At 42.9% G+C, this 13,045-nt stretch carries 14 protein-coding genes; 2 read left to right on the forward strand and 12 right to left on the reverse strand.

The window, feature by feature from the left end; all coding sequences use genetic code 11:
• Positions 1 to 6: 6 nt before the first annotated feature.
• From rph to SB660_RS16970, 7 genes are all read right to left on the reverse strand, one after another.
• Positions 7 to 735 (reverse strand): ribonuclease PH, encoded by a 729-nt coding sequence (gene rph / locus SB660_RS16940; protein ID WP_058014504.1) that lies wholly within the window; start codon positions 733 to 735, stop codon positions 7 to 9.
• 151 nt (positions 736 to 886) lie between these two features.
• On the reverse strand, positions 887 to 1,948 hold the full coding sequence (locus SB660_RS16945; RefSeq protein WP_410583463.1) for a GerMN domain-containing protein: 1,062 nt from the start codon (positions 1,946 to 1,948) through the stop codon (positions 887 to 889).
• A gap of 101 nt (positions 1,949 to 2,049) precedes the next feature.
• Positions 2,050 to 2,868, reverse strand: coding sequence for a glutamate racemase (racE, locus tag SB660_RS16950; RefSeq protein WP_410583465.1), 819 nt, complete (start codon positions 2,866 to 2,868; stop codon positions 2,050 to 2,052).
• 7 nt (positions 2,869 to 2,875) lie between these two features.
• Positions 2,876 to 3,316, reverse strand: coding sequence for a MarR family winged helix-turn-helix transcriptional regulator (locus SB660_RS16955; protein ID WP_003216546.1), 441 nt, complete (start codon positions 3,314 to 3,316; stop codon positions 2,876 to 2,878).
• 149 nt (positions 3,317 to 3,465) lie between these two features.
• Entirely contained in the window at positions 3,466 to 3,690 is a 225-nt protein-coding gene (gene gerE, locus SB660_RS16960) for a spore germination transcription factor GerE (protein ID WP_003184172.1), read from the reverse strand.
• 206 nt (positions 3,691 to 3,896) lie between these two features.
• The gene (locus SB660_RS16965; protein WP_410583467.1) at positions 3,897 to 5,213 is read right to left on the reverse strand and encodes a CitMHS family transporter; all 1,317 of its coding nucleotides are present in this window, start codon (positions 5,211 to 5,213) and stop codon (positions 3,897 to 3,899) included.
• A gap of 153 nt (positions 5,214 to 5,366) precedes the next feature.
• Positions 5,367 to 6,227, reverse strand: a complete 861-nt coding sequence (locus SB660_RS16970) for a LysR family transcriptional regulator (protein WP_061409004.1) — start codon at positions 6,225 to 6,227, stop codon at positions 5,367 to 5,369.
• A gap of 135 nt (positions 6,228 to 6,362) precedes the next feature.
• Here SB660_RS16970 and SB660_RS16975 point away from each other — a divergent pair, with 135 nt between their 5' ends.
• The gene (locus SB660_RS16975) at positions 6,363 to 7,493 is read left to right on the forward strand and encodes a 2-methylaconitate cis-trans isomerase PrpF family protein (RefSeq protein WP_410583470.1); all 1,131 of its coding nucleotides are present in this window, start codon (positions 6,363 to 6,365) and stop codon (positions 7,491 to 7,493) included.
• Positions 7,494 to 7,719: 226 nt separating this feature from the next.
• Here the strand turns inward: SB660_RS16975 and SB660_RS16980 are convergent, their stop codons facing one another.
• From SB660_RS16980 to SB660_RS17000, 5 genes are all read right to left on the reverse strand, one after another.
• Complete coding sequence (locus SB660_RS16980) at positions 7,720 to 8,439, reverse strand: biotin--[acetyl-CoA-carboxylase] ligase (RefSeq protein WP_410583471.1); 720 nt, start codon at positions 8,437 to 8,439, stop codon at positions 7,720 to 7,722.
• A gap of 78 nt (positions 8,440 to 8,517) precedes the next feature.
• Positions 8,518 to 8,979, reverse strand: coding sequence for an acyl-CoA thioesterase (locus SB660_RS16985; protein ID WP_058015130.1), 462 nt, complete (start codon positions 8,977 to 8,979; stop codon positions 8,518 to 8,520).
• A gap of 121 nt (positions 8,980 to 9,100) precedes the next feature.
• Positions 9,101 to 9,865 (reverse strand): succinate dehydrogenase iron-sulfur subunit, encoded by a 765-nt coding sequence (gene sdhB, locus SB660_RS16990; RefSeq protein WP_088001954.1) that lies wholly within the window; start codon positions 9,863 to 9,865, stop codon positions 9,101 to 9,103.
• Position 9,866: 1 nt separating this feature from the next.
• Complete coding sequence (gene sdhA / locus SB660_RS16995) at positions 9,867 to 11,627, reverse strand: succinate dehydrogenase flavoprotein subunit (RefSeq protein WP_058015128.1); 1,761 nt, start codon at positions 11,625 to 11,627, stop codon at positions 9,867 to 9,869.
• A 37-nt stretch (positions 11,628 to 11,664) separates the two neighbouring features.
• Positions 11,665 to 12,273: a succinate dehydrogenase cytochrome b558 subunit gene (locus SB660_RS17000; protein WP_058015127.1), complete on the reverse strand. Its 609-nt coding sequence runs from the start codon at positions 12,271 to 12,273 to the stop codon at positions 11,665 to 11,667.
• A 280-nt stretch (positions 12,274 to 12,553) separates the two neighbouring features.
• Here SB660_RS17000 and SB660_RS17005 point away from each other — a divergent pair, with 280 nt between their 5' ends.
• Positions 12,554 to 12,997 carry a YslB family protein gene (locus tag SB660_RS17005; RefSeq protein ID WP_058015126.1) on the forward strand — a complete coding sequence of 148 codons (444 nt, stop codon included), beginning with the start codon at positions 12,554 to 12,556 and terminating at the stop codon, positions 12,995 to 12,997.
• The last annotated feature ends 48 nt before the right edge of the window (positions 12,998 to 13,045 follow it).

The following is a 13,045-nucleotide window of genomic DNA, read 5'->3' on the forward strand; positions in this document are numbered from 1 at the left end:
TTCTTTTTATTCGATGACTTCTCCTGTCACTGCTTTTTGCTTTTCAATTAATTCTTTGATGCCCTTTTCGGCTAAATCAAGCAGTCCGTTTAGCTGCTCTCTTGAGAATGTCGCTTCTTCGCCTGTCCCTTGAAGTTCAACAAAGCGTCCAGCGCCTGTCATGATGACATTCATATCTACTTCAGCTGAAGAATCTTCTTCATAATTTAAATCTAACAGAAGACCCTGCTGAGAATCAATTCCGACGGATATCGCCGCTAAATAATCAGTGATCGGGTTTTGTTTGATGACACCTTCTGCTCGAAGCTTTTGAATCGCAAGCGTCATGGCAACAAAAGCACCTGTAATGGATGCTGTGCGTGTGCCGCCGTCTGCTTGAATGACATCACAGTCAATCCAAATCGTGCGTTCGCCAAGCTTTTCTAAGTCAACGACTGCACGGAGTGCTCGTCCAATTAATCGCTGAATTTCCATTGTACGTCCTGTCACTTTTCCTTTAGATGATTCTCTAATAGTTCTTTGAGCAGTTGCTCTTGGAAGCATGCTATATTCTGCTGTAATCCAGCCTTTTCCTTCTCCTCTTAAAAAAGGAGGTACGCGGTCTTCGATGGATGCGTTACAAATCACCTTCGTATTGCCCGCTGAGATTAAGACAGAGCCTTCTGGATGCGTAATGTAGCCTGCCTCTATTTCAATTTTTCTTAATTCGTCATAGTGTCTTTCATCTAATCTCATGATTTACCTCCGTTACAATATACATTCCGCGCGTAAGCCAGCGGGGTTCTCCTACTAACTTTGACAACCTCAGCTCGTTCTAATCGCTTGGAATAAAAAAGAGGCAGCGAATATGCATGCCTCTTTTTCTCCATTATATCAATGTGTGACGTTAAAAACTACCTGTATTCACTTGTTCTGGTCGTGAAACCGGCTTTGTCAGCTCTGCTCCTTTTTCGTTCACAAGCTCAGCCTTGCCGTTCACCTTGACAGATACGCTTTTGACGTCCGGCAGCTCGGTTAATGTGAGCACAATGCTATCAAGAACTTTTTGTGAAATGACCTTTTTCTTTTCATCTGCACTGCCAAAAATGGATTCGTTGAAATCAAGTGTCACATGTCCATCTTTTACTTTCGGGATATCATTCAGCTTTACATCTTGATCAAAGTCTGTGAGCAAATGGCTTTTTTTGCTTGGGCCAGAGACGAGCTCATGAATGGCTGCTGTAATTTGATCATCCTCATCTTTTGGCGCTCTTTTGGTCACTGGAACATAGTACGTCTGTTCATCAGATTCAGCTAAGTAATACACCGTCACTGGCTTTGTCGATGTCATATCAGCGGCAGCCTCATGCTGAATATTAATACCGTCCTCTCTGCTTAAATCATCTGAGATGGGCGTACCGTTCACAGGCATTTCTTTTAGTTCATGTCCATTCATCTTCAATTTGACTTTGGCGACGGAATCAAACTGCGTTAACGTCCAAGTGACCGATTGCAGGATGCGCTGTTCATCTTCTTTTTTATAGTTTTTGAATTCATTTGAAAAATCCACTACGGCCGTTCCGTCTTTAATGTCGACTGAGACGCTCGTGTCGGCCGGCAAAACAGCCCGGAATCCATTTGGCATAAGGTTAGAAATCGGTCCTCCGTCCACGAGGTATTCAAGGGTTTGTTTGGCACTTCCTTCATTTTTCGGCAGTGGAATGGATTGAGAGACGACATACCCGTTTTTATCAATTAAATATAATTCTCTCATGACTGTATCTGCCTTCTTCTCTTCTTTTCCTTCTTTCGCTGTTTGTTTATCTTCTTTATTATCTTTCACATATGTGACGTTTTGTGGCGGGTCAATCTCTGTTTTCGCTTGGTCTGTTTGAAACAATCCGCATCCTGACAAAAGCATGGCTGACGCGATACACGTCACAGCTGCTGTTGATCCTTTTTTCAGCATACTTCACCCTCCTCTAGTAGTTTGTACTACTATGTATACGAGCTCCCTCTGCGGATTAGACCCTTTTCATAAAAAAATAACCCACCTCAAGAAGAAGCGGATTATTGCTGATAGACGTGTTCGAGTGAAACGGTTTCGACTTTCCCTGGCAGGTAGCCAAACCAGTCACGAGCGATGTTTTCAAAATTTTGCTGCTGCCCTGTTGTATAAAATGTATGGACAGGTGCTACTTGAGACGTGTTTAACAGCCCTTTATAGGAAAGAATTGTACTCGCTTCCCTAGCGGTCTCATCCCCTGATGAAATGATGCTCACATCACTGCCCATAAAGCGCTGAATCGACTCTTTTAAAATCGGATAGTGCGTGCAGCCAAGAATAAGTGTATCAATTCCTGTTTCTTTCATCGGTTCAAGGGAATCTGTCACCACTTCATCTGCTGTTTGATCTAAAAATGTACCGCTTTCCACAAATGGGACAAGCAGCGGACATGCCAGACTTTGAACCGCTAGTCCTGCTTTTAGAGATAGCAGAGCTTCTTTGTATGCCTCGCTTTTAATCGTATTGGCCGTACCAATGACACCAATCTGCTGATTGTTTGTCACCTTGATGGCTGTGCGGGCACCGGGCTGAATCACGCCAATGACCGGAATATCAAGTGTTGCTTTGATTTCATCTAGTGCGATCGCCGTCGCTGTGTTGCATGCGATGACGAGCATTTTAATATGATGATGTCTTAATAAGTAGTGTGCCATTTCCCAAGTATATTGAAGAACCTCTTCTTCTTTTCGAGGGCCATACGGGCACCGTTTTGTATCGCCTACGTAAATGATTTTTTCTTTTGGCAGTTGTCTCATGATTTCCTTTGCAACGGTTAAACCGCCGACGCCGGAATCAATGACGCCGATTGGTTGATCCAACAAAATCGCCTCATTTTCTTTTCATTTGCTGCTGTAGTTTCGTTAAGGATTGATTGAAAACGATGGCTTCTTCTTCTGAGAAAGCCCCTAGAAGTTCACTGACGTATTCTTGGCGTTTGACAATCACTTCTTGAATGATCCGCTCGCCTTCAGGCAATAAATGAATGCGAACCACGCGGCGGTCAGAAGGATCTTTTACTCGTTCGACAAGTTCACTTTTTTCCATTCGATCAATTAAGTCGGTGGTTGTACTGCAAGCCAAATACATCTTTTGTGACAGCTCACCTATTGTCATATCTCCGAATTCATAAAGCCACTGAAGCCCTACAAATTGAGGAGGTGTAATCGTATATTGATTCAGGATTTCTCTGCCTTTTTGCTTAATAATTGCCGCAATATGGCGCAATGATTTCTCAATCTCTGCTACATGGTCGAACTCATTCGTTTCCATTTCATTGATACCTCACTATAGCATCTCACTTTGATTAAAACGTACATTCCTATTTTCCTCGTTTTTCAGAGAAAATGCAAGAAGAGACTCATGGAAACCATATAGAAATAACCGGTTCCTCCCTGGTCTGGAAGGAAAACCGGCTGACTTTAGAGCTCTAGCTCACCCATACGCAGAAGCTCGACTACGGCCTGTGAACGACCTTTGACTCCTAGCTTTTGCATGGCATTCGAAATATGATTTCGAACAGTCTTTTCGCTAATAAAAAGCTCGCTTGCAATTTCTTTTGTTGTTTTATCTTGGACGAGCAATTCGAATACTTCTCTTTCTCTTTTGGTTAATAGCGGCTTGGATTGAAACTCTTTCTCCTTCAAGTATTGTAACCCTCCTTGCTAAGGTGAGAGCTCTAGTCTCTATAGAATGGGATTCTGTATAGTCGAGATATCATATGCCGGCTGCCCGAGGTAGGTGACGTTAAAATCGAGAATTCCCGCATATGAGCGTCCATTTTGTGCGCTTTTATCCGCACAAAAAAAGGACGAGTCTCCTACCCGAGACATCGTCCTTTTCATACACATATTTAAAAGATAGAAATGGCACCTGTTAACAAAGCGATCAATGTTGTAAAAAGGGCAGTTAACACGGTCCATAGCAGGGCGTATCTTTGCAAATCGCCAATATCTTTGTTCAACATACTGACAAGAAGGAGCGTTGAAGCCACAAGAGGGCTCAGCAAGTGGACAGGCTGTCCGATAATAGAGGCACGCGCAATTTCCACTGGATTAATTCCGTAAGCAGCACCCGCTTCAGCCAAGATCGGAAGCACCCCGAAATAATACGCATCATTTGAAAGAACAAATGTAAATGGCATACTCGTTAAAGCGACAATGAGTGGAAAGAATGAGCTGTAGGAATCCGGAATCATGTAAATAACCAAATTAGCAATGGACTCCACCATTTTTGTTCCCGAAAAAATCCCTGTGAAAATTCCAGCTGCAAACACAAGGGTAATGACCGTTAAGGCATTTCCTGCGTGCGATAAAATTCTCTCGCGCTGATCTTCAACCTTTGGATAGTTGATCATGAGCGCGATGACAAATCCAATTAAGAAGAGAACTGGAATCGGTACGATATCTAAAACAAGTGTCGCCATCACCGCAATTGTCAAAAAGAAGTTTACCCAAATGAGGTTTGGTCTCTTCATGTCTTCGACGCCATCTTCAATTGACGCTGCCAATTCAGGGGAGATCGAAATCTCTTCTTTGTACTGAATCTCTGCGATCCCAATTCGTTTCCGCTCTTTTTTCCCGAGCACATAGGCAGTAAAAAGGATGAATAGACCGCCAGCTACCATCGTTGGAATTAATGGAATAAAAAATTCAGCTGCATCCAAGCCAAGTGCAGCAATTGCACGAGTAGCAGGACCTCCCCATGGGGTCATACCGCTCATAATGCCTAATGATAATAATGAAATCGTCCCTAAAATCAGCGGGTTCATCCCAATTCTTAAGAAAAGTGGCAGCAAAGCTGATACGGTAATCATGTACGTTGTCGTCCCATCCCCATCTAATGCAACAAGCATGGACAAAATCGCTACCCCAAACGCAATTTTGACAGGATCCCCTTTCACAATACGTAAAATGAGTTTAATCAGTGGATCAAACAGCCCTGCATCCAGCATGACACCAAAGAATAAAATGGCAAATAATAATAAAGCAGCAGACGGTGCAACCGTTTTGAGTCCATCAAGCATCATATCCCCTAATCCACTGTAAAACCCACCGATCAATGCAAAAATGATCGGCACAACGGTTAATGCCACCACCGGATGCATACGTTTTGTCATAATAAGAAATGTAAAAGTTACGACCATTAAGAGTCCTAAAATAGCTAGCACTTTATATCCCTCCATCCTCTTCTTTGCGCAGTCAGCAAGCGCCCCTTTGCACTTGCGACCTAAATGTTAGCGCTTTCTATTCCAAGGATATAATAGCTCTATTTATAATGAAAATATTGATTTTTTCGTATATTCTATAAATTTCTTTTATAATCAACCTTGCTGGCTTCTTAAAAACTCTATGAATGCTTTCACAACAGATAAATGAAGGGAGTCTGGCTGGTACATAAGCCATGTATCTCTTAAAACAGGCTGGCCATCTTTATACGAAAGACCTTTTACAAATAGCTCATCACTTGGTCTGAGGCAAATTTCCGGGACAATGGCGTAGCCTAAACCGTGCTTAACCATCTCTTTTGATGTATCCTGGCGGTCTGTCTCCATCGTCACAAGCGGAGGCATGGTAAACGTTTCCTGCCACCATCTGTTAATCAATCGTTTTAATGAACTATCTGTATGATAGTCAATGAGCGGAAGCTTTGGGAGGTCCTTTAGCTGGATTTCTGATTTTGAAATGATACAAAGCCGCTCTTTATCAAGCAAAAACCGCTCTCCATTCCAATCGTAATCCCCTCTTAAAATCCCTAAATGGACACTTGATGTGCCTAATAAATCCATGACTTTCGTGCTCCAGCCTGTATTCACCATGAATTGAACATGTGGATACTGCTTAGAAAATTCTCTTAAAATTTCCGGCAGCTTATACTGAGCAAAGTTACTTGAGACCCCTAACCGGATTGTCCCTTTGACCTTTTTTTGCATGTTGAGCATGCCATCTTTTGTTTGCTGAAGCTGTTTGAGCATGTCATTTGCATATGCAGCCAAGTACTCGCCTTCTGACGTAAATTCAATCCCTCGTTTTCTTTTAAAGAAAAGCTTCATATCAAACTCCTCTTCAAGCTGCTTCAACCGATAGCTTAAGGCAGGCTGAGAGACAAATAATTTTTCCGCCGCTTTTGTGATGTTCTTTTCTTCATAGAGCACCTTTAAAAACCGCCAGTCTTTCTCATCCATTGTGTGCCCTCCTTTTTCACTAGTTATAAAAAATTTTTATTGATTCCTCTTAAAATAATGTATTTAACTTATTTCTTATTATACTTTACCATTTTGATTAGATAAACAGTTCATTAAAAATTGAGGGTGAGAGCAATGAGAAAAGTTCCAATCACAATTATGCGAGGCGGTACAAGCAAAGGGGTATTCATTCAAGCAAACGATGCACCCTATGAACACGATGAGCTCGAGGCATTTCTTTTAGACATTATGGGCAGTCCTGACCGGCTGCAGGTCGATGGGATCGGCGGCGGTAATTCTTTAACAAGTAAAGTAGCCATTATTGATAAAGCCACACGTCCAGATGTGGATGTGAACTATACGTTTGCACAAGTCAGCATCAATGAGAGATATGTCGACTTTAAAGGGAACTGCGGGAATATCTCATCAGCGGTTGGACCATATGCCATCATTAAAGGACTTGTTCAAGCAATTGAGCCCATTACGACTGTACGTATCCTCAATACCAACACCAATAAAGTCATTGTAGCAGAAGTTGAGGTTGAAAACGGCGAAGTGAAATTTGAGGGAGATGTAGAAATTCAAGGAGTAAAAGGGACAGGATCTCCCATCTATCTATCATTTGAAAAACCTGAAGGCGCTGTAACAGGTAAAACCTTTCCGACAGGGAACCGCATGGATACGATTCAGACAAAATTCGGAGAGATTCCGATCTCGATCGTTGACATCGCAAATCCCATTGCCTTTGTCCGAGCGAAGGATCTTCATTTAAAAGGAACCGAATTGCCTGAGGAATTTTCAGACGCATTACTGGATGATTTAGAAGAGATTCGTTCCATCGCTGCTGAAATGTGTCACTTTGCGCCAAAAGACATGGCAACATTACAGTCACCAGCCGTTCCGAAGCTTGCGATTATTAGCGAACCTGCTGATTATGTCGATACAAATGGAGTGATGAGACGAGCAGCCGATATGGACATCATCGTACGCATGCTATCAATGCAAAGACCACACCAAGCGCTTGCCATTACCGGATCTGTCTGTGTGTCAGCCAGCTGTTTTATGGAACAAACACTTCCTGCACAGCTTTATGATGGACAACATGATACGCTTCGAATCGGGCATCCTGCCGGAATTATGCAAACGGACATTGACGTGTCTCAAAACAGAGTCAAAGTCATTCGAACCGCAAGAGAAATCCTAGACGGGGTTGTCTTTACGAAACAAGATTATATTGTGCAGCCTCATATAAAAAGAGAAGCCTGAAGCAGACGAGAACATCGTCTGCTTTGATATTGTTGACAAAGGGCTAAAATGAGTTATTTTAGTCCTTTGTCTTCTTTTCAGCGTGATAGAAAACCTTTGCAGTCTAGGAAGGACGAGTACCGGAGCGGAGCGAATGAAACATTCGTGAGCACCGGCGCGCAGACCTGACAACGAATGCGAGGGTTTGTCTACACGCTGAGAGCAGACGAGAAGACGTCTGCTTTTTTTAATGTTGAAGCGGGGCATCAATATCTCCCGCAGAATGAGCTTTGATCTGTCCTTTATCATCTTTTAGCTGAAGATGACCAAAGCGGTTAACACCGATGCAAATGCCTTCTTCCCATGTTTGTTTTTCACGATCTAACGAAATGCGAAGCGGCTTGTTGAATCGATATAACCGTTTGTTATAGAGGGCAGTGAGTGCTTCAAACCCTTCATTCTTCCAGCGTGTATGATATTTTTCAAAAGCCGTGGCAAGGTCCTTCACAAGCTGATCGGCTTTTACCTCTGTAAGTTCAGATAAGCAAATGGTTTTGTACGGGACATGCTCCGGCTTCGTTTCTACATTGATACCGACACCAATATAAATGGCGCTGCGGTCTGCTTCTATTAATGTGCCGGATACCTTTGCTTCATTAATGAGAATATCATTCGGCCATTTGATCGCCAGCTGATCGTCCGCTCTTATGAGTGGTTTCAGCACATCATAGATTGCTAGTGCTGTCAGCGGAGCGATCGTTGATTGAGTGGAGAGTTCTTCTGGCGGCATGACTGTCATGGTTACCGCCACATTCCCTAAAGGCGTTTCCCATGGCCTGCCGAGTCTGCCTCTTCCTGCTGTCTGCTGGCGTGCATAGACAGCAAATGAGGGCTTTCCTCCTTGCTGCATGAGCCTTTTCGCTTCACTATTTGTACTATCAATGGTGTCATATTGAAAAATCTTCATGTGTTCTCCTCTTGTTTCTTCTTGATATGATGCTTTTATTATAACAAAATGAAGTGTGCACGTTGATAAGGCAGCATGCTACTCATTTCGCTGCGCCTGAAATGTCTTTTTTTCTTCTTCAGTAAATGGGACAGATGTGCCTGTATCTTTACTAATTTGCACCATCGTGACTGACCCTGTAAAGCATGGTTCCTGCTGCTCATTTTCTCCTAAGTAATGAAGAATGAGTGAGCTTGAGCCTACCTTTTCCGGCTTGACATACACACGAAGCCTCTCTCCAATCTCTACCTGCTTGATGTAATCACATTGCAGATTAGCGACGACTGTCATGGTCTCTCTCACACGCTTCATCCGTTTATCAACAATACCTGTTTTTTGAAAAAAGGCAATGCGCGCCTCTTCAAAATACACAAAAGGGGTGACATTGTTCATATGGCCAAACATATCCGTTTCTGAAAAACGAACAGTGGTTTCGACATAAAATCGAAAGGATGCCCTCCACTCTTCAAACGGCTCTTCAATATATGACGGCAATCTCACTTGATCATCTCCTTATTTGGAAACAAAACGCCTCTCCCGTATTGGAAGAGGCGTTTGTTTATATGTTGCATCCAGCCTCTTAAACACTCATCATGATTGGCAAAGAGGACTGAATGTGATGTTATTCTGCGTGATCGCTTCCGAAGAAGTTACGGAATGCTTGTAAAGTTGTATCTCGGTTAAGTGCAGCAATTGACGTTGTCAGCGGGATTCCTTTCGGACAAGACTGCACACAGTTTTGGGAGTTCCCGCAGTTCGCAAGCCCACCGTCTCCCATAATTTCTTCTAGACGGTCAGACTTATTCATCGCACCTGTCGGATGTGCGTTAAATAAACGAACTTGCGAAAGCGGTGCAGGGCCCATAAAGGAAGACTTATCATTCACGTTTGGACAAGCTTCAAGGCAGACACCACATGTCATACATTTCGAAAGCTCGTATGCCCATTGACGTTTTTTCTCAGGCATTCTTGGTCCAGGACCAAGGTCATACGTGCCATCGATCGGCACCCATGCTTTCACTTTTTTCAATGAATTGAACATCCGGCTTCTATCAACCTGCAAGTCTCTCACAACCGGGAATGTCTTCATCGGCTGAAGACGAATCGGCTGGTCTAACTGATCAATAAGGGCTGTACATGACTGGCGCGGTTTTCCATTAATGACCATAGAACAAGCTCCGCACACCTCTTCAAGACAGTTCATGTCCCAGTTGATCGCCGTTGTTTTTTCCCCTTGTTTATTGACCGGGTTCCGTCTAATTTCCATGAGTGCGGAAATGACGTTCATATTTGGGCGGTAAGGAATTTCAAATTCTTCATCATAAGGCTTTCCATCTGCTGTATCTTGACGTGTGATTATGAATTGAATCGTGTTTTTTTCACTCATCTTATTTCTCCACCTTTTTCTTCGAGTAATCTCGTTTACGAGGTGCAATTAACGATACATCGACGTCCTCATAGTGGAATGCAGGCTTTTGATTTTTTCCTTTGAACGTAGCCATCGTTGTTTTTAGGAACTCTTCATCGTTTCTCTCTGGGAAGTCCGGTTTATAGTGTGCGCCTCGGCTTTCATTCCTGTTGTAAGCCCCGATCGTAATGACTCTTGCCAGTTGAAGCATGTTGTCAAGCTGACGTGTGAAGGCAGCGCCTTGGTTGCTCCATGAAGCTGTATCATTGATGTTGATCTTTTTGTAGCGCTCCATTAGTTCTTCGATCTTCTGATCTGTTTTTAAGAGTTTGTCATTGTAACGAACGACTGTGACGTTATCCGTCATCCATTCTCCAAGCTCTTTATGAAGCACATACGCATTTTCTGTTCCGTCCATGCTCAGGATGTTGTCCCATTTCTCCTGCTCTTTCTTCACGGCGCTGTCAAATGTTGCAGAAGATAGGTCTTCTGCAGACTTTTCAAGACCGCTAATGTACTTCACAGCATTCGGTCCAGCGACCATTCCGCCGTAAATGGCAGAAAGCAGTGAGTTTGCTCCAAGTCTGTTTCCGCCGTGCATAGAGTAATCACATTCTCCGGCAGCAAATAGACCTTTGATATTTGTCATTTGATCATAATCAACCCATAATCCGCCCATTGAGTAATGAACAGCAGGGAAAATTTTCATTGGAAGCTTACGCGGGTCATCACCCATGAATTTTTCATAGATTTCAATGATACCGCCAAGTTTAATATCAAGTTCTTTTGGATCTTTATGAGAAAGATCGAGATATACCATGTTCTCTCCGTTGATGCCAAGCTTTTGCTCGACACATACGTCGAAAATTTCACGTGTAGCGATATCACGCGGTACAAGGTTTCCGTATGCTGGATATTTTTCTTCCAGAAAGTACCATGGCTTCCCGTCTTTATATGTCCAAACACGTCCGCCTTCACCACGAGCCGATTCGCTCATGAGACGAAGCTTGTCATCTCCAGGGATCGCTGTTGGGTGAATTTGAATGAATTCTCCATTTGCGTAATGAGCCCCTTGCTGATAGACGATGGATGCAGCAGATCCAGTGTTAATCATGGAGTTCGTTGATTTTCCGAACACGATTCCAGGACCGCCTGTTGCCATGATCACTGCATCTGAACGGAAGGATTCAATTTCCATTGTCGTCAAGTTCTGCGCGACAATGCCTCGGCATACTTCCTCGTCATCTAACACAGCGCCAAGGAATTCCCAGCCTTCATATTTCGTGACAAGTCCTGCTACTTCATAGCGGCGAACCTGCTCATCAAGTGCATATAATAGCTGCTGACCTGTTGTAGCTCCAGCAAATGCTGTACGGTGGTGCTGTGTTCCCCCGAAGCGGCGGAAGTCCAATAATCCCTCTGGTGTTCTGTTAAACATTACACCCATCCGATCAAGTAAATGGATAATGGACGGCGCTGCTTCACACATTGCCTTTACTGGCGGCTGGTTGGCTAAGAAGTCTCCGCCATACACCGTGTCATCAAAATGTTCATAAGGTGAATCCCCTTCACCTTTTGTATTCACCGCTCCGTTGATTCCGCCCTGTGCACATACAGAATGCGAACGTTTTACAGGTACGATTGAAAATAGTTTAACAGCTGTTCCCGCTTCTGCTGCTTTAATAGTTGCCATGAGACCAGCTAAGCCGCCTCCGACAACGATGATGCTAGAATTACTCATTGTAGCCCCTCTCCCTCTTCTACTAATCTATTTCCTCTTAAACAAAAGCGAAAATTGCTCTTAGCCCTACATATGAAAGCGCTATAAATATACCTAATGTCACATATGTGGAGATTCTTTGTGAGCGTGGTGAAACAGTAATTCCCCAGCTGACAGCAAATGACCACAAGCCATTAGCAAAGTGGAAAATAGTAGATAAAACGCCGACAATATAGAAGCCTAGCATAAATGGAGAGCTTAAAATATTCGCCATCATGTCATAGTTCACTTCAGCTCCAAGCTGAGCTTGAATTCGTGTTTCCCATACATGCCAAGTCACAAAAATCAATGTGATGATACCTGAAATCCTTTGCAGTCTGAACAACCAGTTTCTTAAGTAACTGAAGCGAGACGTGTTGTTTTGTGCCGTAAAGGCTATGTACACCCCATAAACAGCATGATAGATCAGTGGTAAGAAAATCACGAACAGCTCAAGTGCATATCTGAATGGAAGCTGTTCCATAAAGTGTGCAGCTTTGTTAAACGCCTCTGGTCCATTCGTCGCAAAGTGGTTCACCACTAAGTGCTGAATTAAAAATAGACCGACCGGAATGACGCCAAGCAAAGAATGCAATCTCCGATAAAAAAATTCTTTGTTCCCCGACATTACTTTACCCCCTAGTAAAAAGTGCAATTGCTGAAAATTGTCTTACCCCCGCTTCTTTCAATTGTAAGCACTTTATTCAAATTTATTGACAATTTCATTTTACTCCTATGTCAAAAAAGCGTCAAGAAACCGCGTACATAAATTAAAATTTTCCGAAATTTAAAAGTTTTAAATCAAAATTCGTTTTACTACAATAAGAATTTCTTAGACTTCAGGGAAAACTCTGTCATCATATGCTCACATAAGCTATAATAAATTGTTGAAAGAGGGGAGCCGTACAATGAATAAATTCGAATCTAACTTAGAACAGCTAAAAGAAATTGAAGTCAATGGATTTGCCTACGAGCTGATACGCGAAGTTCTGCTGCCTGATATTCTTGGTCAGGATCATTCATCTATGATGTATTTTGCGGGTAAGCTGCTTGCTCGTAAATTTCCTCAAGAGTCATGGGAGAAGATCCCCGAATTTTTCCATGATGCCGGATGGGGAACTCTCACGATGGTCCATTCGAAAAAACAGGAAATTGAGTTTGAGCTCGAAGGTCCACTTGTATCAAATCGACTCACCTATCAAAAGGAGCCATGCTTTCAGATGGAAGCAGGTTTTATTGCTGAACAAATCCAGCTTCTCAACGAGTACGTGGCTGAATCTTATGAACAAGTGAAAAAGCGTGCTGATAAAGTCATTTTAACCGTTAAATGGGATTTAAGAGACCCAAGCTAACTCTCTTTATGAAAGGCGCAGACTTCAGGTCACGCCTTTTTTGTTTGC

The organism is Bacillus sp. SIMBA_005 (genome assembly GCF_046535585.1).
In the GTDB taxonomy this organism is placed as follows: Bacteria; Bacillota; Bacilli; order Bacillales; family Bacillaceae; genus Bacillus; species Bacillus pumilus.